Source organism: Vibrio sp. QJM3NY_15 (genome assembly GCF_057785995.1).
This window is the reverse complement of the sequence record NZ_CM173517.1, coordinates 1838366-1862750: the sequence shown is the minus strand read 5'-3', so window position 1 is coordinate 1862750 and position 24385 is coordinate 1838366. Positions and strand designations below refer to the sequence as shown.

Annotated in this window: 33 protein-coding genes; 18 read left to right on the top strand and 15 right to left on the bottom strand. The window is 40.5% G+C overall.

Going from position 1 to position 24385, the window contains the following annotated elements; all coding sequences use genetic code 11:
• Positions 1-20: 20 nt before the first annotated feature.
• From AC3CKG_RS08565 to AC3CKG_RS08535, 7 genes are all read left to right on the top strand, one after another.
• On the top strand, positions 21-839 hold the full coding sequence (locus AC3CKG_RS08565) for a hypothetical protein (protein ID WP_488528160.1): 819 nt from the start codon (positions 21-23) through the stop codon (positions 837-839).
• A 156-nt stretch (positions 840-995) separates the two neighbouring features.
• A complete protein-coding gene (locus AC3CKG_RS08560) occupies positions 996-1880 on the top strand; it encodes an AbiTii domain-containing protein (protein ID WP_488528159.1) in 885 nt (294 codons plus the stop codon).
• Between the two features lie 36 nt (positions 1881-1916).
• Positions 1917-2195 carry a hypothetical protein gene (locus tag AC3CKG_RS08555; protein ID WP_488528158.1) on the top strand — a complete coding sequence of 93 codons (279 nt, stop codon included), beginning with the start codon at positions 1917-1919 and terminating at the stop codon, positions 2193-2195.
• A 48-nt stretch (positions 2196-2243) separates the two neighbouring features.
• Positions 2244-2414, top strand: a complete 171-nt coding sequence (locus tag AC3CKG_RS08550; protein ID WP_488528156.1) for a hypothetical protein — start codon at positions 2244-2246, stop codon at positions 2412-2414.
• A gap of 86 nt (positions 2415-2500) precedes the next feature.
• A complete protein-coding gene (locus AC3CKG_RS08545) occupies positions 2501-3352 on the top strand; it encodes a TIR domain-containing protein (RefSeq protein ID WP_488528155.1) in 852 nt (283 codons plus the stop codon).
• Positions 3353-3456: 104 nt separating this feature from the next.
• On the top strand, positions 3457-3888 hold the full coding sequence (locus AC3CKG_RS08540) for a hypothetical protein (protein ID WP_488528154.1): 432 nt from the start codon (positions 3457-3459) through the stop codon (positions 3886-3888).
• 146 nt (positions 3889-4034) lie between these two features.
• Positions 4035-4829, top strand: a complete 795-nt coding sequence (locus tag AC3CKG_RS08535) for a hypothetical protein (RefSeq protein ID WP_488528153.1) — start codon at positions 4035-4037, stop codon at positions 4827-4829.
• 442 nt (positions 4830-5271) lie between these two features.
• On the opposite strand, the gene AC3CKG_RS08530 is transcribed toward AC3CKG_RS08535, so the two are convergent.
• On the bottom strand, positions 5272-5694 hold the full coding sequence (locus AC3CKG_RS08530; protein ID WP_488528152.1) for a phage protein: 423 nt from the start codon (positions 5692-5694) through the stop codon (positions 5272-5274).
• Positions 5695-6053: 359 nt separating this feature from the next.
• On the opposite strand from AC3CKG_RS08530, the gene AC3CKG_RS08525 reads away from it, so the two are divergent.
• Positions 6054-6425, top strand: a complete 372-nt coding sequence (locus tag AC3CKG_RS08525; protein WP_488528151.1) for a regulator — start codon at positions 6054-6056, stop codon at positions 6423-6425.
• 51 nt (positions 6426-6476) lie between these two features.
• On the opposite strand, the gene AC3CKG_RS08520 is transcribed toward AC3CKG_RS08525, so the two are convergent.
• The 11 genes from AC3CKG_RS08520 to AC3CKG_RS08470 all read right to left on the bottom strand — a co-directional run bounded on the left by AC3CKG_RS08520 (position 6477) and on the right by AC3CKG_RS08470 (position 13702).
• Positions 6477-6662, bottom strand: a complete 186-nt coding sequence (locus AC3CKG_RS08520; RefSeq protein WP_017088003.1) for a hypothetical protein — start codon at positions 6660-6662, stop codon at positions 6477-6479.
• A gap of 291 nt (positions 6663-6953) precedes the next feature.
• Entirely contained in the window at positions 6954-7076 is a 123-nt protein-coding gene (locus AC3CKG_RS08515; protein WP_017088002.1) for a hypothetical protein, read from the bottom strand.
• 28 nt (positions 7077-7104) lie between these two features.
• Complete coding sequence (locus tag AC3CKG_RS08510) at positions 7105-7338, bottom strand: hypothetical protein (protein ID WP_488528150.1); 234 nt, start codon at positions 7336-7338, stop codon at positions 7105-7107.
• 88 nt (positions 7339-7426) lie between these two features.
• Positions 7427-8851: a zonular occludens toxin domain-containing protein gene (locus AC3CKG_RS08505; protein WP_488528149.1), complete on the bottom strand. Its 1425-nt coding sequence runs from the start codon at positions 8849-8851 to the stop codon at positions 7427-7429.
• Between the two features lies 1 nt (position 8852).
• Positions 8853-9197: a hypothetical protein gene (locus tag AC3CKG_RS08500; protein ID WP_017089575.1), complete on the bottom strand. Its 345-nt coding sequence runs from the start codon at positions 9195-9197 to the stop codon at positions 8853-8855.
• 3 nt (positions 9198-9200) lie between these two features.
• Positions 9201-10433 (bottom strand): hypothetical protein, encoded by a 1233-nt coding sequence (locus AC3CKG_RS08495; protein ID WP_488528148.1) that lies wholly within the window; start codon positions 10431-10433, stop codon positions 9201-9203.
• Positions 10434-10606: 173 nt separating this feature from the next.
• A complete protein-coding gene (locus tag AC3CKG_RS08490) occupies positions 10607-10822 on the bottom strand; it encodes a hypothetical protein (RefSeq protein ID WP_017089180.1) in 216 nt (71 codons plus the stop codon).
• 19 nt (positions 10823-10841) lie between these two features.
• Positions 10842-11069, bottom strand: coding sequence for a transcriptional regulator (locus AC3CKG_RS08485; protein ID WP_102297672.1), 228 nt, complete (start codon positions 11067-11069; stop codon positions 10842-10844).
• Between the two features lie 19 nt (positions 11070-11088).
• Positions 11089-11403, bottom strand: a complete 315-nt coding sequence (locus AC3CKG_RS08480; RefSeq protein WP_102516918.1) for a chemotaxis protein — start codon at positions 11401-11403, stop codon at positions 11089-11091.
• Between the two features lie 74 nt (positions 11404-11477).
• Positions 11478-13508 (bottom strand): replication endonuclease, encoded by a 2031-nt coding sequence (locus AC3CKG_RS08475; protein ID WP_488528147.1) that lies wholly within the window; start codon positions 13506-13508, stop codon positions 11478-11480.
• Positions 13509-13510: 2 nt separating this feature from the next.
• On the bottom strand, positions 13511-13702 hold the full coding sequence (locus AC3CKG_RS08470) for a hypothetical protein (protein WP_488528146.1): 192 nt from the start codon (positions 13700-13702) through the stop codon (positions 13511-13513).
• A 206-nt stretch (positions 13703-13908) separates the two neighbouring features.
• On the opposite strand from AC3CKG_RS08470, the gene AC3CKG_RS08465 reads away from it, so the two are divergent.
• On the top strand, positions 13909-14271 hold the full coding sequence (locus AC3CKG_RS08465; protein WP_488528145.1) for a DUF3693 domain-containing protein: 363 nt from the start codon (positions 13909-13911) through the stop codon (positions 14269-14271).
• Between the two features lie 1089 nt (positions 14272-15360).
• Here AC3CKG_RS08465 and AC3CKG_RS08460 read toward each other — a convergent pair.
• Positions 15361-15879 carry a helix-turn-helix domain-containing protein gene (locus AC3CKG_RS08460; RefSeq protein ID WP_488528144.1) on the bottom strand — a complete coding sequence of 173 codons (519 nt, stop codon included), beginning with the start codon at positions 15877-15879 and terminating at the stop codon, positions 15361-15363.
• Positions 15880-16000: 121 nt separating this feature from the next.
• On the opposite strand from AC3CKG_RS08460, the gene AC3CKG_RS08455 reads away from it, so the two are divergent.
• From AC3CKG_RS08455 to AC3CKG_RS08440, 4 genes are read left to right on the top strand one after another with little or no spacing between them, the layout of a single operon-like run.
• Complete coding sequence (locus tag AC3CKG_RS08455; protein WP_488528143.1) at positions 16001-17143, top strand: phage/plasmid replication protein, II/X family; 1143 nt, start codon at positions 16001-16003, stop codon at positions 17141-17143.
• A gap of 10 nt (positions 17144-17153) precedes the next feature.
• Complete coding sequence (locus AC3CKG_RS08450; RefSeq protein WP_488528142.1) at positions 17154-17435, top strand: single-stranded DNA-binding protein; 282 nt, start codon at positions 17154-17156, stop codon at positions 17433-17435.
• On the top strand, positions 17432-17614 hold the full coding sequence (locus AC3CKG_RS08445) for a hypothetical protein (protein ID WP_488528141.1): 183 nt from the start codon (positions 17432-17434) through the stop codon (positions 17612-17614). The genes AC3CKG_RS08450 and AC3CKG_RS08445 overlap by 4 nt, the downstream gene beginning before the upstream one ends.
• Positions 17614-17874, top strand: a complete 261-nt coding sequence (locus tag AC3CKG_RS08440; protein WP_488528140.1) for a hypothetical protein — start codon at positions 17614-17616, stop codon at positions 17872-17874. Before AC3CKG_RS08445 ends, AC3CKG_RS08440 begins: the two co-directional genes overlap by 1 nt.
• Before the next feature lie 1105 nt (positions 17875-18979).
• Here the strand turns inward: AC3CKG_RS08440 and AC3CKG_RS08435 are convergent.
• Entirely contained in the window at positions 18980-19498 is a 519-nt protein-coding gene (locus AC3CKG_RS08435) for a helix-turn-helix domain-containing protein (protein ID WP_488528144.1), read from the bottom strand.
• Between the two features lie 121 nt (positions 19499-19619).
• Here AC3CKG_RS08435 and AC3CKG_RS08430 point away from each other — a divergent pair, with 121 nt between their 5' ends.
• From AC3CKG_RS08430 to AC3CKG_RS08415, 4 genes are read left to right on the top strand one after another with little or no spacing between them, the layout of a single operon-like run.
• Positions 19620-20762 (top strand): phage/plasmid replication protein, II/X family, encoded by a 1143-nt coding sequence (locus AC3CKG_RS08430; protein ID WP_488528143.1) that lies wholly within the window; start codon positions 19620-19622, stop codon positions 20760-20762.
• 10 nt (positions 20763-20772) lie between these two features.
• Positions 20773-21054: a single-stranded DNA-binding protein gene (locus AC3CKG_RS08425; protein WP_488528142.1), complete on the top strand. Its 282-nt coding sequence runs from the start codon at positions 20773-20775 to the stop codon at positions 21052-21054.
• Complete coding sequence (locus AC3CKG_RS08420) at positions 21051-21233, top strand: hypothetical protein (RefSeq protein ID WP_488528141.1); 183 nt, start codon at positions 21051-21053, stop codon at positions 21231-21233. Before AC3CKG_RS08425 ends, AC3CKG_RS08420 begins: the two co-directional genes overlap by 4 nt.
• A complete protein-coding gene (locus tag AC3CKG_RS08415; RefSeq protein WP_488528140.1) occupies positions 21233-21493 on the top strand; it encodes a hypothetical protein in 261 nt (86 codons plus the stop codon). The genes AC3CKG_RS08420 and AC3CKG_RS08415 overlap by 1 nt, the downstream gene beginning before the upstream one ends.
• A 1105-nt stretch (positions 21494-22598) precedes the next feature.
• On the opposite strand, the gene AC3CKG_RS08410 is transcribed toward AC3CKG_RS08415, so the two are convergent.
• A complete protein-coding gene (locus AC3CKG_RS08410) occupies positions 22599-23117 on the bottom strand; it encodes a helix-turn-helix domain-containing protein (protein WP_488528144.1) in 519 nt (172 codons plus the stop codon).
• Between the two features lie 121 nt (positions 23118-23238).
• Here AC3CKG_RS08410 and AC3CKG_RS08405 point away from each other — a divergent pair, with 121 nt between their 5' ends.
• Positions 23239-24381, top strand: a complete 1143-nt coding sequence (locus tag AC3CKG_RS08405) for a phage/plasmid replication protein, II/X family (protein WP_488528143.1) — start codon at positions 23239-23241, stop codon at positions 24379-24381.
• Positions 24382-24385: the final 4 nt, after the last annotated feature.

Genomic DNA, 24385 nt, shown 5'->3' with positions numbered 1-24385 from the left:
TTAGAATTAAGAGGAAAGTAATGACAGTTTGTGGAAATTGTACAGATAATACAGAAGTGATTCTGACTAAGAGAAAAAAACACCATGTATACCAGTGTCAAAGTTGTCTTAGGCAAGTAGGTACCCCAATTGGTGAGAAGAAAGCTTTACTTATATCAACATCCTTTCCTGAGTTTAAAGATAAGGAACTAGACCGATTTTACTTTAAAGATGAAGAACAATTAGCTAATTGGTTTGTGAGTACTTTTGAAAGATGGTTCTATATTTTTACAGAAGTCTCAGGGACTCACTCTTCAGAAATAGAGACTTTAAGAGTTGACTATATTTTGTATCCTAAAGAAGAGTTAATTAATAATGGTTTTCACCCATCGTACTTTGGTGTGGAAGTAAAACACTTTTTGCCATTGCAGGGACACGGACGAAAACCTAGTAGAACGCTTTGGCAAGCGGTTAGTTACAACGACACTTTTTTTGATTTAAAGCAGTCAAAAGCTTTCCCTAAGGGAATAAATCGAACTGTTTTACCTTCGAAAGTTAAATTACAGTACACATTACTTTTTTCTAACTTGTCTTTTAAACATGACTATAAAGAGTACTTTGGATTAAAAAGAAATTTTGAAAGTAACTCAGATGAGCAAGCTTGGTATGGCATGTTGTTGTTAGCAAACCATGCAAATGTAGGGGTTATTGACGTGGATTCTGAGAATAATCTAGAAAAAAAATCTTGGTTGTTTTCCATAGGGAGAAGTCCTTATTTTTCATGTCGGCATGGTAATAAAAACAGTTATAAATTACATGATATTAACTTAGTGACAAAAAAGCGGATCGGAAACTTTTAATTCTAACAAAGCATTTAAGAGTGATTCCCAACGCTTGGCATTTTCATTCCATCGTTGGGTTTAGTGTTTACGGTGGTTTGGTTAAGTTTTGTGGTAGCGTTGCTCACACCTTAATGCGGCGTTATGCAGCGACGATAGATTAGAGGAATAGCAAATATGTCAGGGTTGGTTTTAGAGCTTCAAAAAGATGCACTCGATCCTACGGTTAATGTATCCGTTTTACTAAGAAAAGCTTTAGTCGTTTCTAGGAAACTGTCTATCGCAGATATCGAGGTGTGGTTAAATAATGAGCTTAACGGTTATAGTGTAAGCTCAGATCAAATCCCTGATTACCGAGAAATAAAAGGGGAGGTTAAGGTATTCAATCCATATCATGGTTTTCAACCACTTCATATTCAGAGTCAGCCAATAGCTGATGAATTATCAAAGAGAAAAATTGATCAATCAGTTGGAGAGTTAGATTCGATCTTAGAAGGTGGATCAAATGACCTCAGCGTGCCTTTCGATCAATCTACAAAAAATCAAATAATGGAATGGATGGATTATCCATTAGAACCTACTCTCGTTGCTCAGAAAACGAGTATAATCTCAATATTGGAGTCTGTTCGCAATGAAGTCCTTAACTGGGCATTGGAGCTTGAGTCTAAAGGAGTCATCGGTGACGGTATGAGTTTTTCTAAAGAAGAGAAGCAGGCGGCTTCTAATGTTACTTACCAAGTTACAAATAATATTCAGAATATGACGAATTCTCAGCTTCAGCAGGATTCTGCCGGAGCTTCCCAGACTTTGTCGGTGAATGAATCAGGTGTCGATAACTTAAAAGAGTTTATTGAACAGTTTAATAAGTACAGTACTCAACTAGAAATCGATGCACCATTAAAAGAAGAGCTTCAAGCTGAAGTATCAACTGTTGAAGTGCAATTAAACTCCCCGAAGCCAAAACCTGCAATTATTAATGAGTCTGTAAAAACTATACGTAATATTCTTGAAGGAATATCTGGTAGCCTCATTGCGTCGGGGTTGTTAACAGTCTTGGGTTAAGCTGCATAGTTGGGCGTTATGTGTCAGGAGGCATTGGTGGAAGAAAAGAATCAAATAGATCAACTGTTTAATGAGATGGCGGAGCAAGTATTAAGCTTTATAGTTAAGTCTGAATCAGGGTTTAACGAAGGTTGGGTACCAGCAGCTTTTATCAAGCAACAGCTTAATCTTACTAAGAATGCTTACCCGCAAGGTAACAAAACTGATAATAAAACTGGGTGGCTTTTCGCAACGTTAGCTCGCCACTTACAAGATCAGAACCAAGTAGAATTCAAAAAAATTGGTTCACGATCTTACTATAAATCAAACAGGTAGGTGGTAATGTCGTACTCAATAACTAATGTAGTGTGTAAAGAATGTGGCATGAAATATCAGGCAGCTCTTAATGGAGTATTTCAAGTTAACGGCGAATATGCTGCAACTTGTACTGCTTGCAACAAGCAAACGTTTTTTGCATGGGGTGTTGAAGCTGCACCAATTGTATCGACTTTTCCTGAAAATACGTCGCCAGTATATTTTGTAAAAGTCATATAGTTCAGACACATAACAAAGCGCCGCTCACACCTTAATGCGGCGTTAGCTGCTTTAGCGATAGAATAAAGTAAGAAGATGGAGAAGTAATGAGAAAACCAAGGGTATTTATAGGTTCATCGGTTGAAAGTTTGCCAATTGCAGATGCTGTTGCTGAGAACTTAGAGTTTGATGCAGAAGTCACAATATGGCGAAACGGGACGTTTAACCTATCAAGTAACGCTCTCGATGATTTGATTTCCAAAGCTAAATCTGTGGATTTCTCCATTTTTATATTCTCTCCTGATGATCTGGCAATTATGAGAGCTCGGGAAAAGTATGTTGTAAGGGATAATGTCGTTTTTGAACTTGGTCTATTTATTGGCGCAATTGGTAAGAATAGATGCTTTATTGTAAAACCACGTGATGTTGAACTTCATTTTCCAAGTGACCTCCTTGGTATTACACCAACAGACTTTGATGCAAACCGAACGGATGAAGATTTGGCATCTTCACTTAATTACTCGGCTACACAAATCAAGCGAGCTTTTAAAGCCCAAGGTTTACTTGAACTTAGCTCAGTTCAAGTAAAGCCACGGATAGACGTTAATGAACAATTAGCGACTCTCAATGATACTGACATGCTCGCATTGTCAGTTTTACTTGAGTCAACCAACTCCGATGTAGATGGCTGTGCTAGTTGGAGTTTAATGAATTGCTTTGATAAATATGATCGTAGTTCAGCGCAAATCAATTTATCTATGATAAAGCTCATTAGGTCTGGCATGGTCGAAAAATTAAATGATTCAGATTATAACGGCAATGAATATTTTAGTTACAAGTTAACCGAGTATGGTATTGACGTTTGCTTATCAAACCAAGAGCGCATCGAAATTCTTACAGCACCGAAGAAGCGACAATCTGGATGGGGAATTCCTCAACAGCCGCCGGTACGCAACTAACAAAGCATTTAAGAGTGATTCGCAACGCTTGCCGTTTTCGCTTCGCTCAAAGTATAGGTAAGCGCCGCTCACACCTTAATGTGGCTTTAGGCAAATGAGGATTTATGCCAAGTACAAATTATGAGTTATTTAATGAAATCGCTGGTGAAGTGTTAGTTCATTTGCTTAGTTGCTTTCCTATGTCATCGAAAGCGCCTGTAGGCAGAATAACTAAATATCGTAAGACCGAAGATGTGATTCCACATGAATGGGAAGTGTTCTACCAAACAGTGGCTTGGTTGGAAACAGAGGGATTTATTCGTTCTAAAAGTGGAACGAAAAATACTACTAAGTACACCTTGCCTGATTGTGTATTAACCCTAAAAGGGTTAGAAGCTCTAAAGTCAATTCCAGATCCTATAAACCCAGATAGTGGAAATAGCTTAGCTGACTCTATGGTTCAAGCTGTGGAAGAAGAAGCAAAAGATAAACTCAAAGAATTAACTAAAAAAGGTATATCTTCTCTCTACATGTTGATTCAGGATAACATTGTTTGAAAATTTTCCTAACAAAGCGTTTAATACTGGTTCCCAACACTTGGCATTTTCGGTTTGATTCAGCTTTAGTGATTACGGCCCAATAGTTTAGGTAGGGTGGTCTGCGTTGCTCACCACTTAACGGGGCGTTATGTTTAAGGAAAATTATGCGTATAAATATTAAAGAATGGGCGCTCAAAAAAGCTTTGTCTAAGATTGCACCTTCTGTAATTCCCATGTCTGGTCCAGATAGCGAAAACAATGACTTCTATTCGTTAACTATTACGCTAAATGATGGGTCATTAGCAAACGTACGAAAGTTAGACAATAATACCGTGCAGTTAGATAAACGAAATCCGGAAACAGGTATATTTGATGTTAAGAGTACAATAGAGCTTTCTGATATCAATACTGATAGTTTATCAATTACACATTATTTGAAAAATTATTATACGACCTATCAAGGTATAAACTCGTTTATCTTTCATTGCTTGACTAAGAAGGATTACTTAAAAATAAAGGTATTGCGACTTGGTAATTTGTTTATTCAGAAAAGCTATAATAGAACTGACTTGAAGCTTAAATCTCGTTATGAGGTTTTAGAATATTTATTAGAGAATTATGGTTACAATAATCAGGGTTTTGATTTGCTTTACTTGCTATCTAAAATGCACTCATTAAGATTTTATGGGCATCCTGATAGAGATAAGTATAAGAACCAACTAAAAATGCACTTGGATTCTTTTGTAGCTTCAGGTGATATTACCTTTGACGGCAATAAATATTGGGTGACTGGTCAATCAATTATTTCACTTGAACAATTCTTGATTGAAGAGAGGCGGCACAAATTGAATGTTAAACTGCAAATAGCGTTAGCGTTATTGACGTTAATTTTGTCTATTTGTGCGGTGATACAAGCTGGTTTAGTGAAATTAGGACCTATTTTAGATCTGACACTATAAACATAACAAGGCATTTATGACGGATTCTAAACGCTTGGCAATTTCAGTTTGGGTCGGCTTTAGTGCTGAATATGGCAAGGTTTAGGCTTGGGTGGTCGCGTTGTTCACCACATAATGCGGCGTTATAAATACATTAAGGGAGCACTATGTATTCAAAAGATTTACCTTTCGATGTTTAGCAGCTTTAAACGTAAACGACTTAATAAACCCTGAAAATGATATGATAACCGTTGAAGACGTAAATGATTTACAAAGGCTTAGTAACGCGCTAAGTATTTATAACAAAGCGTTTAAGAGTGAATCACAATAGTGCCAACGTATAAAATAGGATAGGAGAGTCATACCTTTTTCTCGGTACCTTACAATAGGGATTCATTACCATGAATTGGCATTTTTGGTTCTTATTATGCTGATGGTAATTCCCTAAGGTCTACGTGAAGTGTTACTTGAATTTGGTGGGTACCCAAGGTTTCGCTGGCATACGACGACCGCCACGAAATGGCATCGGATGCTCCTTAGGTGGGTAAAACTTTGGGGAATCAATTCGACCGTGGCGTTCGACGAGCTGACGATGTTCGTCGCGCCAATACGCAAAACTGAGCAATTCTTTCGGATTAAACTCGCGTCGTTCAGGCGTGATCAAGGTGGCACGGTCAAAGTGCACTTTAAATCCATTCCAACGATGGTCTAAAGGCAAATAACCGCGAGCGTGGATGTTCATCAATTTTTCGGCCATCGGGTTCACAGGGACTTCACCTGAGAGCCAACGCTGGACCGTGATCGGTTGAACATGAAAAAAGGCCGCGGCGTCGTGGATATCATCAAAGTGATGATGCACGAGATCCGCAAAGTGTGGCGTGAGCATGTGATCTCCTTCAAAAATTAAGACAAGCGTGCAAAGTTTTTTTCCTCCTCATAAAGTGTGTTTGTAGTCGAAAGTCTCTGGAAACGGCGACACGTCAGCGTAAAAATCAGAGATACGAAAACCAAGTATAGCCAACAATATTGAACGCAACGTGCATAAACGTGCAGCCAAAATCCATAAAACCAACAACATTAAGGACTTAATCCGGCGTTGTGTGCAAAATCCGTAAGGAGTAAGGCACTGAAACCCCTCACATTTTACGTACAATCACTGCGTATTATGTGAGTTTACGTTAAATGTGTCTAGTTACATAACTATCACTAATGTATATAAACCCTTTTATAATAAAAGGGTAATATATGCACCATCGAAAAATGACCGAGAATTACATTTTTCGTGAATACATTTGTTGTATAAGCAAGGAAGAAACAGCAAATCTATGTTTTAAAACTGTGAGAACTGTCACAGGTTGGGATGATGGAAAACCAATACCCCCTGAATGCAAAAGGCTTATGAGAATGGCAAAAGGTCGAGAGTTGAACGACTCGAAAGACTGGGAGCAATTCAAAATGCATAGACAAGGGTTAGAACTACCAACAGGCCAAACAGTGACAGCACAGCAAATTTTAGCAGGAATAGCCCTATTAGAGATCCAATCCGAAATAGAAATAAAAACATCGAGGTACTTGTTGAAAACAGCAAGGGCTATAGCAAATATAAAATCTAGATAGAAAAAAAGCCCCGAGGAGGGGCTTTATAATGTCACCAGTGACGGGGCTCATTTAGTGCATTGAAACCATACGCCCTGTGTGAACGTCTTTCAAAACACCAACTGTAAGATTTTCATAATCACACATAACAGATGCAGCTTGTTTAACGTCGGATTCTCTATCCTGTGGAATCCAAAGTGTAACTTTCTTGAACCCTTTAGATTTCATCTTATCTTCATATTTCTTGTTTCGACTCATTGAACCACCCCCCTATGCAAACATTTGATCACAATCGATAGTAAGGTGCAAGACTCACTTCGTTCAAACACTGGCGCACTGCGTTTGCGAATACAGTCGAGGAGCACTAGCACTATGTTAGTGCTCCAATAGAATCGATAACTGGCAGTGCCCTGCACCAAAAAGAAGGCTTAGCAGGGCGGAGGGGGGATTGTCAAAACCGGAAAACAAGCGGGGTTCCCGTAGGAAAACTGATAGGTAAAGCACGAGACTCCCGCCAAAAGCGCCTAGTCCCTGCGGGGCAAAAGCTAATCAACGAGAATGACGAACATCAGCACCAAGCAATGACCAAAACATCCACCACAAGCCATAACCAGCCACCCATAATGGAAAATGCCACCAAACAAAATCATATACTTCAATAAAACTTTGCACTTAACACTCCTTTCATAAAAAACACTTATCAGGAAACCTTAGCTCTAGCTCTAGCTCTAGCTCTACGTTCGCTAATATCGGTGGAAACTTTTATCAATTGATACTTTCGATAAAATGCTCTAAAGCGCCTAACAGATGCAAGAGCAAACCAACCCAAGAGATCATAAAAAAACAACGCCCCTAGAACACCAATAAAACCATAGATAGCGAAAGCCTGAGAAATCATATCGATATCATCAGCCGTTATATTTATACTTTGCATAAAGAACCTCATTAAAATTTATATTATCATCATGCCGCGCCGCGTTCGCTGTTCAGCTCTCACGACTCACGCTATGCGGCAAAGAAAATTACATACTAAAAATATCAACAGACCTTTGAACGTCTTCGACTCTACCACTCATCAAATCGTTACTTTCAGAAGCAATAGCAACGCCACTAGATGTAGGTGGACACGTTAAAACCCTTGATACTGATTTAGAGCGCACTTGAATCAAGCAATCATCAATCAATTCGAAGCGGTAGCCGTAGCGATTCAACACAGCCGAGCGTATATAAAAAGTATCTACCCCTTTATCTATCCTAAAGACAAAATCCGAATACTCACCAAACCCCTTTGGATAAACCTTTCTATTTACTGACGTAAGATAAACCGCTGTAGAGCCGTTGAATACTGGAAAAGCATCAAAGAAAGGATTCACAGCATCAGGAAGACTTTCAGAAGAAGCTTGAGAAGTAACATTGCTAGAACCCACCCGAACAGAACTTTTCCCATCTTCGATAGGAACATTTTTAGATACTGGAACGTTAGTCGAATTGGATAAAGTAGCCGAGTTGGGAACGGAAGCTGGCGTATCAACCGTTTGAACTTCACCCACATCAGAATCAGATAGTACATAAGATAAATCCCATAAAAATTTGCCAATGGCTACGACACCGATAAGAATCGCAAGAATGAATTTTGGAGACTTCAAAACCGAAATGTCAGATTTAGTGGCGTTAAAGCCTCCGGTTCCCGTGGACTGATAAAGCGCGAATACATCAACAGGAATTTTCTTAGTCGTACTACTAGCCATGTCGGCCTTAGTGGAAGGAGCTGTCTTAGTGGATTTTGGAGAATGGTTAAAAATCCTAGGCTTGCGACTTCGAAAGAAGGTATCCGTTGAGCGATGTGAATAAGCTTCTCCGGCACACCCTTTTAACCAAGTAGGGATTGCGGTGTAATCAGGTGTGAGCATGACAATATCCCATTGGTATTTTCTATGTCGCATGAATGCACCGTAGAAATCGAACGGGTAGAGTAGTCTGTTATTTTCATCGAGCTGGGTTCGTTCACAATCATCAACGTCACCCACTTCGAACGAATCAGGGTCAACCGGAAGCCAACGAGAATAGAACAGTTCTGAGAAGTCTTTGGGTAAGTAATCTACGAACTCAGAAAAGGGTTTTTGTAAGAATTTCTCACGCTTAAATCCTGCTTCGGGACAATACAAATCCTGACACTCATCAATCACAACGAATGCACCAAGAGGCATCCAGTTGAACCAATTTTGCCAGAGCATTACCCCCTCAGAAGATCGTGTAAAGATCCTAATTAAGCGTGCTGAATCTGGAAACTTTTCACCTAACAATTCTTCGATAGATTCTTTAGGTTTCAAGCCCTCAATATTAGTGACAACGATACGACCCTCACGCAAAGCTGGGAGGATTTCGAACCATGTAACATAAGCGGTTTTATAAGCCCCGTTAGAGCCATGACGAAAGGAAACAGCCATATCACCACCCCATAATTCTAAGTACAAATGCCGTAGCAAATGCATCAACAACAATTCGAACTGAATCAACAATACCGAACTGGTAACAGGCAAAGCGTAAGTCTGAAGGAAGTTTGTTAAAGGCCATGTTCAACACCGTATAGACCTCATATTCAGAAAGCAGCAAAGAGGCAACGTTATAGGCCATTTCGAGCATTTGGATTTTTAGATAGATATAGAGCTTAATGAACCAAAACCATGCGTAAGTGAACACATCCAAAAACAAGTCAGGTATCGAGGCGAAGAAGTCGTAAATACTGCCGAAAACAGTAACGATGTAATCAAGTGCGCTGTAGAAATATTCCATGATTTATACCTTAGAGCGACCAGAGGAAAGCAAAATAAAGCCAGCGAGTAGAGTGGCAAGAAATAAGATAACGGTGCGAATCATATTGGTGTTGTTAGAGCCTAAAGAGCTGAACAAGTTGAACCCAACATCAACATCCCATCGACTAAGAAAGAAGCTTGTACCGTCATATGAGCCGTCAGAGAATGACATTTGACCGAGCTTCAAAGGGGATTGTTTAATCTTACTTTCAAGTGTTTCTTCAAGGTCATCAATTTCAGTTTTTAAATCATCAACTGCTGTAGTGAGTACCGTGTTAGTAGCGTATCCGTCACCTTGCCCTGGTGCATTAAATGCACCTGATTTTCCAAAGAAACCTTGAAGAGCATCTTGTAATTGAGCTTTTGTCAGACCGTCACCGTCACCGTTAGTAGAGCCGCCACCGCCCGTAGAACCACCGCCCGTAGAACCACCGCCAGTTTCACCACCGCCAGTTTCACCACCGCCAGTCTCACCACCGCCAGTCTCACCACCACCAGTCTCACCACCGCCAGTCTCACCACCGCCAGTCTCACCACCGCCAGTCTCACCACCGCCAGTCTCACCACCACCAGTCTCACCACCGCCAGTCTCACCACCACCAGTCTCACCACCGCCAGTCTCACCACCACCAGTCTCACCACCGCCAGTCTCACCACCGCCAGTCTCACCACCGCCAGTCTCACCACCACCAGTCTCACCACCACCAGTCTCACCACCACCAGTCTCACCACCACCAGTCTCACCACCGGAGCTTTCCGAGCCGTCACATGATGAGCCCGTATAGGTAAAAACGCCATATGGAGGAGTTGCAGCAGGGAAAAATAAGTCTGAATTAGCGCGGCAAGAATTTCGACAAAGGGATGCAACATCCCGAGTACCTTCAGGGAAAGTAACAGTACCTAAACTTTTACCTTCCATTTCTCCGCACGCATCCTCAGTAAAAGTAATGGTAACTTGACTACCTGAATAACCATAAGGAGAGGTGCAAGAATCATTTTGCCAATCATAAGGTCTATAGGTAATGCTATTTGTACCAACTCGAACGTTATAAACACCACGATAACGGGAGTTATGAGTATTCTTATTACAGGTGCTTTTAATGGCTTCAACCGCAGCTTCAAAAGACGAATAAGTTTTACCGTTGGAACCAATAACAGCAGAAAATGAACTAGAAGAGAAAACAGTAACTAAAAAAAATGAGATAAATCTTTTCACACCATTCTCCAAATACAACCAGTTAAAACAAAAATATACAAAGGAATATAACCCCCAAGAAGATCAAAAAAGGGAGCCGAAGCTCCCAATCAATCAACCTGCTATGACTCCGGTATAAACCCCATAAAGAAATGAGGCACACATTAAAGAGCCAAGAACAACGGAGATAATCATTACTTACGGAGCCAAGCGACCACCATCCCAAGACCAAAGCCCAGAGCAGCGATACCAATTACACCAGAAGTAGTAAGGCTGACCATAGATTTACCCGCATCGACAGCGGCAGTGATCGCGGTTTCATTTGCACCTTCAGCGAACGCAGAGCCAGAAGTAAGAGCGACAGAAGCAACAAGGATTTTATTGCTAACCAATTGACGTAATTTCAACATAATAATTTTCCTAAATGGATTAACGAAAGTGTTTTAATACACGGCCTAGAACATGACCACCAACAAAGGTTGCCAAGCTCTGACCGACAACGAATTCATACAATGACTTGTCGAATTCAAGTAATGACCAATCAAATTGACCATCAACCAAGTGCGTTAACTGTTCCTTTGAGACCAAGACATAATCACAAACATCACCAGACGATTGTTGCAAAATCCCATCAATAACAGTCACACAAATAGACATAGCACTAAGACCTAATTACTTAGTTTTTTGAGAGCTGTGGTAAATCGAATAAGTGGAAGCCGTTCAAAGCAACGTGCTTACCCTCATCATTACCAAAACTAAATTCTTTATACTCAACGTTGAATTGCATACGCTTACCAACGCAAGATTTTAAAACCTCTCCGGCCTTACCACCTGCCCAAAGCTCAGAGGAAATCTTAACTTCGATAGTGTTAGTCGGATTGGTTGTAATCAGTTTCAACTTACCTACAGTCAAAGCCTCACCCGTACCACGAGCGGGTTTTGTTTCTTGAATGATATCGGTATCGTCTAAAATCAAACCTTCAAGTTTCATATTGTGTTTCCTTTCTTGACGTAATTTGTTGGTTAAAAGAGAAAAAGACAGTTATTGACACAAGTCCAAGGAGACTAGTGAAACCTATCCGGAGGGGCTACGCCCACCGAACAGGCCCCACGAGGCTCTAAAGAGCCAAAGAGCACAAGCGCCTCAATCTCATCCATACGGGCTAGATGCTTCTCGTATTCTTCATACTGGCTATCTAGCATGTATTCGTATTCTTTCTCGCGCTCCAAAGCATCAAACCAGTCCACAGTCCCAGACATGATTTTCTCTTGTGAAGCAATGAATTTATCTATGTTTTCGACTTTCCAAGATTTAAAGCGAGTGACTACAAGAACATCACGGAACATTAAGCCAGAGATACGAGCCTGAGCCGCGTCACCGTAGCGGGTAGTAGAGTATTCACCACCAGATTCAATTAGCTTCTCGATAGTGTTAGTCACTTCATAAGCAGCCTTGACGGTTTGGTCTTTGCGCTTTACAAACACACCGCCCATGGCATAACAAAACGCTTCCCAGTCACCCGCATCCGCAGCCCTGCGAACGTTTTCTAGAGTTAGATGTTCTTCGTTGTTTAAGTCTGAAAACATAGCGTCTTCCTCGTTAAGTTCTTCGCGTAAGCGTCTAAGCTCACGCCAAACAGTGACAGAAGCACCGCCTATAAATTGAAATTGTCTGATACGATTCACACGCGCCCAAGTGACAACGCGTTCAGCAGCCGCAATACCATCTAGATTGGAACTGCGGTCTTTATCGATGTGTTTACCATCAACGTTTTTACTCACGTACTTAGCCACGTAACCAACAGCAGAACCTTTACTAAAATCAATTAGCTCAGACTTGAAACGGTACTTTTTAGCACCTGATTCGTTAGGCGTATCAGCAAGGGCTAGACGGTTAAACTCAGATGTAACAAAAGCTCGATGTTCTTTTTCCATAAACAAAAGCATGTGGTGATGAGCCGTACCATCTTGATGAGGTTCAACAATGCGCATCCCATAGATTTTGATATCGTTCTTATCCAAAATTTTGCGAAGCGAAGACCAAACACCAATCAAATGATCGTGTGATTGTCTCGCGTCCGGTCGTCCTGCTTTCTCCCAATTGGGATTAGTCACACCACCAGAAACCGCGTGAAATCTTGACGGAGTAGTCACCGTATAAAACACCGCGTCATGGTCTGATTTTTTAGCGATGTTTTCGAAGCCATTAAGACGGGCAAACATTTCATTACGTCTTAATTCTGGATTAGAAACTGATTTAGCCGACAACTCAGAAAGAGTAAAAAAGGTTTGAGGGTCGTTCTCATCAAAGGCCACCGTTTTTTCTAATGCAATCTCATTAGATTTCATGCGGTCACGGTGTCTACGAACCGAAAAATCAGAACAATAAATTTGCTTATGACGTTCAACAAGTGCCAAGTCTCGCGCCACCTGTTCAACTTCATAAGCACACTTTCTGCGTAACTGACGAACAAGCCAGTTATTATCAATTGCACGAGCAACAAGAGAATGCAGCTCGTTATTCGATTCAGCTTTTTTAATAACTTCCTCACGAAAGCCAAGACCAAGCGAAGCCAGAAGCGCAACACAAGTTTCAAATTGTGTTTCTACATCAGGAAGACAAGCGACAGCACGACCAAATTGTTTAGATTTGTTTTCAGCGAGCTGGCGAATATCATCGTCAGGCATTGCCGCGCTATAACCGTTTTTAGTGAGTCGTTCATGTGCACGATGTAAAGCGTAAGCCGCGTCAATCTCTTCCTTTTGCTTACACATATCTTTGTAAGCACGAAGCATATGACGAGTAAAATCACCATTGCGCTTTAAACCAAACGGCAAAGAATTACAAAGCAATGGAGCAGGGCGATAAGCAAGAGAAGGAAGCCCCGTCACATCATGAGCGTGAATCTGATGATTTAACGCAGGGACAACCGAAGCCGCAAGAGGATAATTAGAGCGCGTATGGTCTTTGTATGAAGACAAGTAATCGAACTGATTATCATGAACATGTTCAGCCGTTGCCCATGATTGAACCGGAACGAAATCAATCATTTCAAAGCTTTTCGTTTTGAGGTCGAAAACGCGCTCGTAAGCCATGATTAAACCTCAATCACTTTCATTTGAGGCCAAAAAGGAAGAAGTCGCTTGAAAGCATCTTGAGAATCGGCATCGGTCAAAGGCAAAGCTTTATCTTTATGAACCGTGATTACAGGAGTAAGCCCCGTATCAGTAACAATGTAATGAGAAAGGTATCTAGGAAGAACCCCAGAGCAAACTTGAAGAATACGCATAACAACCACCTTGACTGATTATTGAGTTGGGAATGACCGTCTAAGCCGAGCTATAAGCGTCAAGGGCGAACAGCCCAGACCTAGACAGTCAAAATTGATTAACCAAATTTGGTTAGCGAGGAAAATCATACACACCAGATTTGGTTAACGCAATACACCAAAAATGGTTAGCAATAAGCTATGATTAGGAAAACGGAGGATTTGCCATGTACCAGAATGAACTGTTAGACGCCTATAAAAAGGCTCAAAAATACGTACAAGACAAGCAAATAGCGCACGATATGAACATACCACAGCAGAGAATCAGTGATTTTCGCAAAGGGCGTCGCTATCTCACTGATTCGCAAGCGGTTTTTTTAGCGGAAAATGCAAAATTAGACCCACAGGTCGCTTTGATAGGTTTGCACGCTGACCGCAACGAAAATCCAGAGATAAAACAGATGTGGGAACGCATGGCAAAAAAGTTTAACGGGCTAGGATTATCAAGCATTTCAATGGCTTGCGGAGGTTTTGCGTTATGGATGATGCAGACTAAGGAAGCTATAGCCCACTGCGTATTATGGGTTTAAATTATGTTGAGTGGTTTGCTGTGCTTAACTGAATAAGAACGTGGGCGAGTAACATGCTCAATGAGGAGGTCAGCTTGTCTGGCCTTTTTGATGCTCGTTAGGAAAATCGTTGTTAGAAGTTAACCCGTAACATAATTTGCACAATGCGCATTAATTCTAGAAGTCCCCCCCGTCAAATTGCTGTAAACACGTTGACAATGTAAAGAGAAACATACATCATTTGATAACAGTTGAAATGATTAGATGATTAGATGATTGTGGAGCTCAGCGCTAACTTTGCCCCACATAAGTTTTGAATGTTAACCTATCAAATGATTGATAAGCTCAAGAGCTTTACCTAATAAATCTATGATAATTAACACTATTTCTAAGTATTTCATATTGTACCTTTTAGTTTAAAGGGACCCTACAGAGAAGACTGCAATCTAGTAGTAGGGTTAGTTTGAAAAAAAAGCCACTTAATTGTGGTTTTTCTCGTTTCTACTTATAAAGTAGGATTCGTATCATTGCATGCTTTTAAGTTACGCGCAAACGTGACGCGTTGATTGCTTTTTTGGTCTGAGACCAAGAACTTCGGTACTTCTCTATTAGGTGGTGGTTATTACAAATCAGACACCCGACCGCAAGCGACGAGGATGAGCGGAACTAGCCCCGCAGGGATAAGGGCACTCGATACAGTTCTTGGGCATCGCTCCCCCAAATGCCCGAAAAGCAGCGAAGCGTTACTCCATCAAAAGAAGATCACAAAACCTTCCCTTCATCTTGCTATAATAGCTTTTTGGTGCAGAGCACTCCCAATTTTCGTTTCTATCGATGACTCGACGCTTGACGACGAACAAGGACGGCGAAGACTGAGCAAGGACGGTGAGAAGGAGAAAAGGAGAAAAGCCACCGAACACCGAGGCAAGCGTAGCGCGGGGTCGGGGCTTTCCTTTTCGAATGTCCACTATCTTTAATAGTGGACTCTTGTACCATTTTGGTATTTTCAGCTCAAAAAAAATGACCTTAAAAGGTCATCTTCAAAATCTCAATCGGTCACCCGAAGGGTTGGGGTTCCTGTAACACCCCAACTAACTCCGGACATCCGGACTATTTTTCTTTTTCTATAACTTTAATTGCATGTTCTTTTGCTTTTTTTATGTCTTCTTCGCTAGCATCAACTTGACCATTCTCGATTGCTTTTAACATTAGTTTTGCATGAAAAATCTCATTTTCCCTTGTTTCAATATCAAAAAGCTCAAAAGGGTACTCTGAGACCTGAGAAAGCATGTTAATGAATCCTTCGGCATCATTAATATACTTATGCATACCTATTAGCATTTCAGTATGTGGAACATGCTGCATCAATATCCCAACGCGCCTAACAAAATCTAGAGGATCAATCCTTTGGCTTTGGATATCACCTTGGCAGATTTCTTTCTCTGAAATTTTGAGAATCTGACTTAGCTTTGAAACTTGGCTTGCTTTGGGTTCAGTAATATCTCTTTCCCATTTACTTACGGTTTGTACCGTCACTTTCATCTGTTCTGCAATATCTTCTTGTTTGATGTTTAAGTTAATTCGTCTGTCTTTAAGAACGCTACCAACACTCATATATATGTAATCCATTTCAAAACCTTACTTAAGTTTAAGTTTACACCTACTTTTATATGTCATATTATTCAGCCATACATTTATATCTATGTACATACATAAAAGTGTTTGTATTGGTTCTTGACAGGGTTTTCATTTGTTTTTTATTGACCAACTTTTCATACAACAAGATCACCATGAAGGAAATCTTCCTCTCGTGGGGCGTCATGTTATTGAAAGAGTCGAATTAGAAACTGGTGAAAACCTTCCACCGACGGTTAATCAGAAAATATTAGAAGGCTCATACAGTACAAAGTTAACTATTCGATGTAATGGCACTCGTGTTCGAGTTGAAGGGAACCCGTCACGCTGGCAGCGTATGGACAACCTCTTCGGGTTACAGACGCTTGATGAATGTGTAGCTATTTATAACCATATTCTGGCCTCGTATAACTTGCCTCCGTTTACCAAAAACACTCGCTTTGCTCACCGTCAATCTGCTGATGGTAAGTCGTCTTCATTGATTGGTAATGGTGCTGAAATCACATCGATAGATTGGACTCGGAATTTAGCTGTAGGGAAGGGTAAGGAGCGCTCTTTTATTCGAGGTCTTTCTTCTATGCAAATTGGTCGAGGACGAAAACCTAAGCTTTATCCTGATGGTAATACTTGTAACTGGGGTGAAGGGTCTACTTGGATAATGGACAAGCTCTATGCAAAAGCTGTTGACCTACAGAGACACTTATTAAAAGACCAACGTAAAAAAGAAGGGATATCACAAGAAGCATTAGATTACGTGAACAAGCTTATTGATTATTGCGAGTCATTTGGCGTTGTTCGAGAAGAGCACAGTTTGAGGCAAGCATTATTAAAACGACACGACTTACAATTTTACGGCATCACAACAGAGCAAGATTTCTACAACCACTTACAAGACATTGAGAATGCTATGAAAACAACACAGATATCACACGACGAGCATCAATCCTTTGCAGACCAACTTTTATCACTAGGCGTAGTAAGGAGCCGACAAGCAGCCAACGCAACGCAGAGTTACGCCATAATGTGGCAACACGGAACAGATTTAAGAAGCATTTTAAAAGATAGTCAATTTTACGAACATAAAGCACGCCTAAAAGCGATTGGTATCGATATTGGTCAACAATTTGATGTTAGTCGCATGTGTCCGACGCTTAAACGTTCTGAGGTTATCGGGGTTCAGTCGCTCGAAATTCCGCCTTGGTACAAGATGCCAGTTGTAGCCGAAACCAATATTTTACCTTTCAAAGCATACGCATAGGAAAAGCACCATGTTAAAAATCGAAATATTCAAAGAAGACGTAAAAATTACACCTAGAACCATGCCAGGAAAAGATGGCAAGCCACCACGTACCATTTACGAACAAGACGCTTATGTGTATTTGCAAGGTCGTTTCCCGACGCTCACAAAAGTTCAATTAGAAGAAGGGCAACTACCTTATGAAGCTGGGTTCTATACCTTTCATAGCTCTTCTTATATCGTTAATAACTTTGGTTCTGTGGAGCTGAAGAAGTACGGAAAAATCATCACGCCAATGGAGATTGAACTATGAACTTTACCAACAAAGACTTGAGAGAATCTCTAGGTTGTTTATCTGACATAACAGCATTCTTAAGTACTGGCTCATGCCCGGGAGCACTGGTAGCAGATCTACAAGAGCGTCAACTGGAACTGATAAACCAAATCGCTTGCGGTTCGGCTTTGTTAACTAATAAAAAAGGAAATAGCTAATGGAATACCCAATTCAGCTGTTCGGTTACTTAAATGAGCAAGACGATGAACCAACATGTATGGTATCGAACGTCACTAAAGATACGGTACAAGAGCTAAATCATCTGCATGGTTTTAAAGTTAATGAATGGTTTTTATCAAGTGGTCGCTGTGGTCAAGTTGAAGTTCACGGTCCATACAAAACAGCAGACGAAGCCTGCAAAGATGCCAAAGTTAAATATGGTGTATCCAAGCTAAAATCACCCCTGATAAACTTTTAACCCAAGTGCGCATTATGGGTTTAAATTATGTTGAGTGGTTTGCTGTGCTTAACTGAATAAGAACGTGGGCGAGTAACATGCTCAATGAGGAGGTCAGCTTGTCTGGCCTTTTTGATGCTCGTTAGGAAAATCGTTGTTAGAAGTTAACCCGTAACATAATTTGCACAATGCGCATTAATTCTAGAAGTCCCCCCCGTCAAATTGCTGTAAACACGTTGACAATGTAAAGAGAAACATACATCATTTGATAACAGTTGAAATGATTAGATGATTGTGGAGCTCAGCGCTAACTTTGCCCCACATAAGTTTTGAATGTTAACCTATCAAATGATTGATAAGCTCAAGAGCTTTACCTAATAAATCTATGATAATTAACACTATTTCTAAGTATTTCATATTGTACCTTTTAGTTTAAAGGGACCCTACAGAGAAGACTGCAATCTAGTAGTAGGGTTAGTTTGAAAAAAAAGCCACTTAATTGTGGTTTTTCTCGTTTCTACTTATAAAGTAGGATTCGTATCATTGCATGCTTTTAAGTTACGCGCAAACGTGACGCGTTGATTGCTTTTTTGGTCTGAGACCAAGAACTTCGGTACTTCTCTATTAGGTGGTGGTTATTACAAATCAGACACCCGACCGCAAGCGACGAGGATGAGCGGAACTAGCCCCGCAGGGATAAGGGCACTCGATACAGTTCTTGGGCATCGCTCCCCCAAATGCCCGAAAAGCAGCGAAGCGTTACTCCATCAAAAGAAGATCACAAAACCTTCCCTTCATCTTGCTATAATAGCTTTTTGGTGCAGAGCACTCCCAATTTTCGTTTCTATCGATGACTCGACGCTTGACGACGAACAAGGACGGCGAAGACTGAGCAAGGACGGTGAGAAGGAGAAAAGGAGAAAAGCCACCGAACACCGAGGCAAGCGTAGCGCGGGGTCGGGGCTTTCCTTTTCGAATGTCCACTATCTTTAATAGTGGACTCTTGTACCATTTTGGTATTTTCAGCTCAAAAAAAATGACCTTAAAAGGTCATCTTCAAAATCTCAATCGGTCACCCGAAGGGTTGGGGTTCCTGTAACACCCCAACTAACTCCGGACATCCGGACTATTTTTCTTTTTCTATAACTTTAATTGCATGTTCTTTTGCTTTTTTTATGTCTTCTTCGCTAGCATCAACTTGACCATTCTCGATTGCTTTTAACATTAGTTTTGCATGAAAAATCTCATTTTCCCTTGTTTCAATATCAAAAAGCTCAAAAGGGTACTCTGAGACCTGAGAAAGCATGTTAATGAATCCTTCGGCATCATTAATATACTTATGCATACCTATTAGCATTTCAGTATGTGGAACATGCTGCATCAATATCCCAACGCGCCTAACAAAATCTAGAGGATCAATCCTTTGGCTTTGGATATCACCTTGGCAGATTTCTTTCTCTGAAATTTTGAGAATCTGACTTAGCTTTGAAACTTGGCTTGCTTTGGGTTCAGTAATATCTCTTTCCCATTTACTTACGGTTTGTACCGTCACTTTCATCTGTTCTGCAATATCTTCTTGTTTGATGTTTAAGTTAATTCGTCTGTCTTTAAGAACGCTACCAACACTCATATATATGTAATCCATTTCAAAACCTTACTTAAGTTTAAGTTTACACCTACTTTTATATGTCATATTATTCAGCCATACATTTATATCTATGTACATACATAAAAGTGTTTGTATTGGTTCTTGACAGGGTTTTCATTTGTTTTTTATTGACCAACTTTTCATACAACAAGATCACCATGAAGGAAATCTTCCTCTCGTGGGGCGTCATGTTATTGAAAGAGTCGAATTAGAAACTGGTGAAAACCTTCCACCGACGGTTAATCAGAAAATATTAGAAGGCTCATACAGTACAAAGTTAACTATTCGATGTAATGGCACTCGTGTTCGAGTTGAAGGGAACCCGTCACGCTGGCAGCGTATGGACAACCTCTTCGGGTTACAGACGCTTGATGAATGTGTAGCTATTTATAACCATATTCTGGCCTCGTATAACTTGCCTCCGTTTACCAAAAACACTCGCTTTGCTCACCGTCAATCTGCTGATGGTAAGTCGTCTTCATTGATTGGTAATGGTGCTGAAATCACATCGATAGATTGGACTCGGAATTTAGCTGTAGGGAAGGGTAAGGAGCGCTCTTTTATTCGAGGTCTTTCTTCTATGCAAATTGGTCGAGGACGAAAACCTAAGCTTTATCCTGATGGTAATACTTGTAACTGGGGTGAAGGGTCTACTTGGATAATGGACAAGCTCTATGCAAAAGCTGTTGACCTACAGAGACACTTATTAAAAGACCAACGTAAAAAAGAAGGGATATCACAAGAAGCATTAGATTACGTGAACAAGCTTATTGATTATTGCGAGTCATTTGGCGTTGTTCGAGAAGAGCACAGTTTGAGGCAAGCATTATTAAAACGACACGACTTACAATTTTACGGCATCACAACAGAGCAAGATTTCTACAACCACTTACAAGACATTGAGAATGCTATGAAAACAACACAGATATCACACGACGAGCATCAATCCTTTGCAGACCAACTTTTATCACTAGGCGTAGTAAGGAGCCGACAAGCAGCCAACGCAACGCAGAGTTACGCCATAATGTGGCAACACGGAACAGATTTAAGAAGCATTTTAAAAGATAGTCAATTTTACGAACATAAAGCACGCCTAAAAGCGATTGGTATCGATATTGGTCAACAATTTGATGTTAGTCGCATGTGTCCGACGCTTAAACGTTCTGAGGTTATCGGGGTTCAGTCGCTCGAAATTCCGCCTTGGTACAAGATGCCAGTTGTAGCCGAAACCAATATTTTACCTTTCAAAGCATACGCATAGGAAAAGCACCATGTTAAAAATCGAAATATTCAAAGAAGACGTAAAAATTACACCTAGAACCATGCCAGGAAAAGATGGCAAGCCACCACGTACCATTTACGAACAAGACGCTTATGTGTATTTGCAAGGTCGTTTCCCGACGCTCACAAAAGTTCAATTAGAAGAAGGGCAACTACCTTATGAAGCTGGGTTCTATACCTTTCATAGCTCTTCTTATATCGTTAATAACTTTGGTTCTGTGGAGCTGAAGAAGTACGGAAAAATCATCACGCCAATGGAGATTGAACTATGAACTTTACCAACAAAGACTTGAGAGAATCTCTAGGTTGTTTATCTGACATAACAGCATTCTTAAGTACTGGCTCATGCCCGGGAGCACTGGTAGCAGATCTACAAGAGCGTCAACTGGAACTGATAAACCAAATCGCTTGCGGTTCGGCTTTGTTAACTAATAAAAAAGGAAATAGCTAATGGAATACCCAATTCAGCTGTTCGGTTACTTAAATGAGCAAGACGATGAACCAACATGTATGGTATCGAACGTCACTAAAGATACGGTACAAGAGCTAAATCATCTGCATGGTTTTAAAGTTAATGAATGGTTTTTATCAAGTGGTCGCTGTGGTCAAGTTGAAGTTCACGGTCCATACAAAACAGCAGACGAAGCCTGCAAAGATGCCAAAGTTAAATATGGTGTATCCAAGCTAAAATCACCCCTGATAAACTTTTAACCCAAGTGCGCATTATGGGTTTAAATTATGTTGAGTGGTTTGCTGTGCTTAACTGAATAAGAACGTGGGCGAGTAACATGCTCAATGAGGAGGTCAGCTTGTCTGGCCTTTTTGATGCTCGTTAGGAAAATCGTTGTTAGAAGTTAACCCGTAACATAATTTGCACAATGCGCATTAATTCTAGAAGTCCCCCCCGTCAAATTGCTGTAAACACGTTGACAATGTAAAGAGAAACATACATCATTTGATAACAGTTGAAATGATTAGATGATTGTGGAGCTCAGCGCTAACTTTGCCCCACATAAGTTTTGAATGTTAACCTATCAAATGATTGATAAGCTCAAGAGCTTTACCTAATAAATCTATGATAATTAACACTATTTCTAAGTATTTCATATTGTACCTTTTAGTTTAAAGGGACCCTACAGAGAAGACTGCAATCTAGTAGTAGGGTTAGTTTGAAAAAAAAGCCACTTAATTGTGGTTTTTCTCGTTTCTACTTATAAAGTAGGATTCGTATCATTGCATGCTTTTAAGTTACGCGCAAACGTGACGCGTTGATTGCTTTTTTGGTCTGAGACCAAGAACTTCGGTACTTCTCTATTAGGTGGTGGTTATTACAAATCAGACACCCGACCGCAAGCGACGAGGATGAGCGGAACTAGCCCCGCAGGGATAAGGGCACTCGATACAGTTCTTGGGCATCGCTCCCCCAAATGCCCGAAAAGCAGCGAAGCGTTACTCCATCAAAAGAAGATCACAAAACCTTCCCTTCATCTTGCTATAATAGCTTTTTGGTGCAGAGCACTCCCAATTTTCGTTTCTATCGATGACTCGACGCTTGACGACGAACAAGGACGGCGAAGACTGAGCAAGGACGGTGAGAAGGAGAAAAGGAGAAAAGCCACCGAACACCGAGGCAAGCGTAGCGCGGGGTCGGGGCTTTCCTTTTCGAATGTCCACTATCTTTAATAGTGGACTCTTGTACCATTTTGGTATTTTCAGCTCAAAAAAAATGACCTTAAAAGGTCATCTTCAAAATCTCAATCGGTCACCCGAAGGGTTGGGGTTCCTGTAACACCCCAACTAACTCCGGACATCCGGACTATTTTTCTTTTTCTATAACTTTAATTGCATGTTCTTTTGCTTTTTTTATGTCTTCTTCGCTAGCATCAACTTGACCATTCTCGATTGCTTTTAACATTAGTTTTGCATGAAAAATCTCATTTTCCCTTGTTTCAATATCAAAAAGCTCAAAAGGGTACTCTGAGACCTGAGAAAGCATGTTAATGAATCCTTCGGCATCATTAATATACTTATGCATACCTATTAGCATTTCAGTATGTGGAACATGCTGCATCAATATCCCAACGCGCCTAACAAAATCTAGAGGATCAATCCTTTGGCTTTGGATATCACCTTGGCAGATTTCTTTCTCTGAAATTTTGAGAATCTGACTTAGCTTTGAAACTTGGCTTGCTTTGGGTTCAGTAATATCTCTTTCCCATTTACTTACGGTTTGTACCGTCACTTTCATCTGTTCTGCAATATCTTCTTGTTTGATGTTTAAGTTAATTCGTCTGTCTTTAAGAACGCTACCAACACTCATATATATGTAATCCATTTCAAAACCTTACTTAAGTTTAAGTTTACACCTACTTTTATATGTCATATTATTCAGCCATACATTTATATCTATGTACATACATAAAAGTGTTTGTATTGGTTCTTGACAGGGTTTTCATTTGTTTTTTATTGACCAACTTTTCATACAACAAGATCACCATGAAGGAAATCTTCCTCTCGTGGGGCGTCATGTTATTGAAAGAGTCGAATTAGAAACTGGTGAAAACCTTCCACCGACGGTTAATCAGAAAATATTAGAAGGCTCATACAGTACAAAGTTAACTATTCGATGTAATGGCACTCGTGTTCGAGTTGAAGGGAACCCGTCACGCTGGCAGCGTATGGACAACCTCTTCGGGTTACAGACGCTTGATGAATGTGTAGCTATTTATAACCATATTCTGGCCTCGTATAACTTGCCTCCGTTTACCAAAAACACTCGCTTTGCTCACCGTCAATCTGCTGATGGTAAGTCGTCTTCATTGATTGGTAATGGTGCTGAAATCACATCGATAGATTGGACTCGGAATTTAGCTGTAGGGAAGGGTAAGGAGCGCTCTTTTATTCGAGGTCTTTCTTCTATGCAAATTGGTCGAGGACGAAAACCTAAGCTTTATCCTGATGGTAATACTTGTAACTGGGGTGAAGGGTCTACTTGGATAATGGACAAGCTCTATGCAAAAGCTGTTGACCTACAGAGACACTTATTAAAAGACCAACGTAAAAAAGAAGGGATATCACAAGAAGCATTAGATTACGTGAACAAGCTTATTGATTATTGCGAGTCATTTGGCGTTGTTCGAGAAGAGCACAGTTTGAGGCAAGCATTATTAAAACGACACGACTTACAATTTTACGGCATCACAACAGAGCAAGATTTCTACAACCACTTACAAGACATTGAGAATGCTATGAAAACAACACAGATATCACACGACGAGCATCAATCCTTTGCAGACCAACTTTTATCACTAGGCGTAGTAAGGAGCCGACAAGCAGCCAACGCAACGCAGAGTTACGCCATAATGTGGCAACACGGAACAGATTTAAGAAGCATTTTAAAAGATAGTCAATTTTACGAACATAAAGCACGCCTAAAAGCGATTGGTATCGATATTGGTCAACAATTTGATGTTAGTCGCATGTGTCCGACGCTTAAACGTTCTGAGGTTATCGGGGTTCAGTCGCTCGAAATTCCGCCTTGGTACAAGATGCCAGTTGTAGCCGAAACCAATATTTTACCTTTCAAAGCATACGCATAGGAAA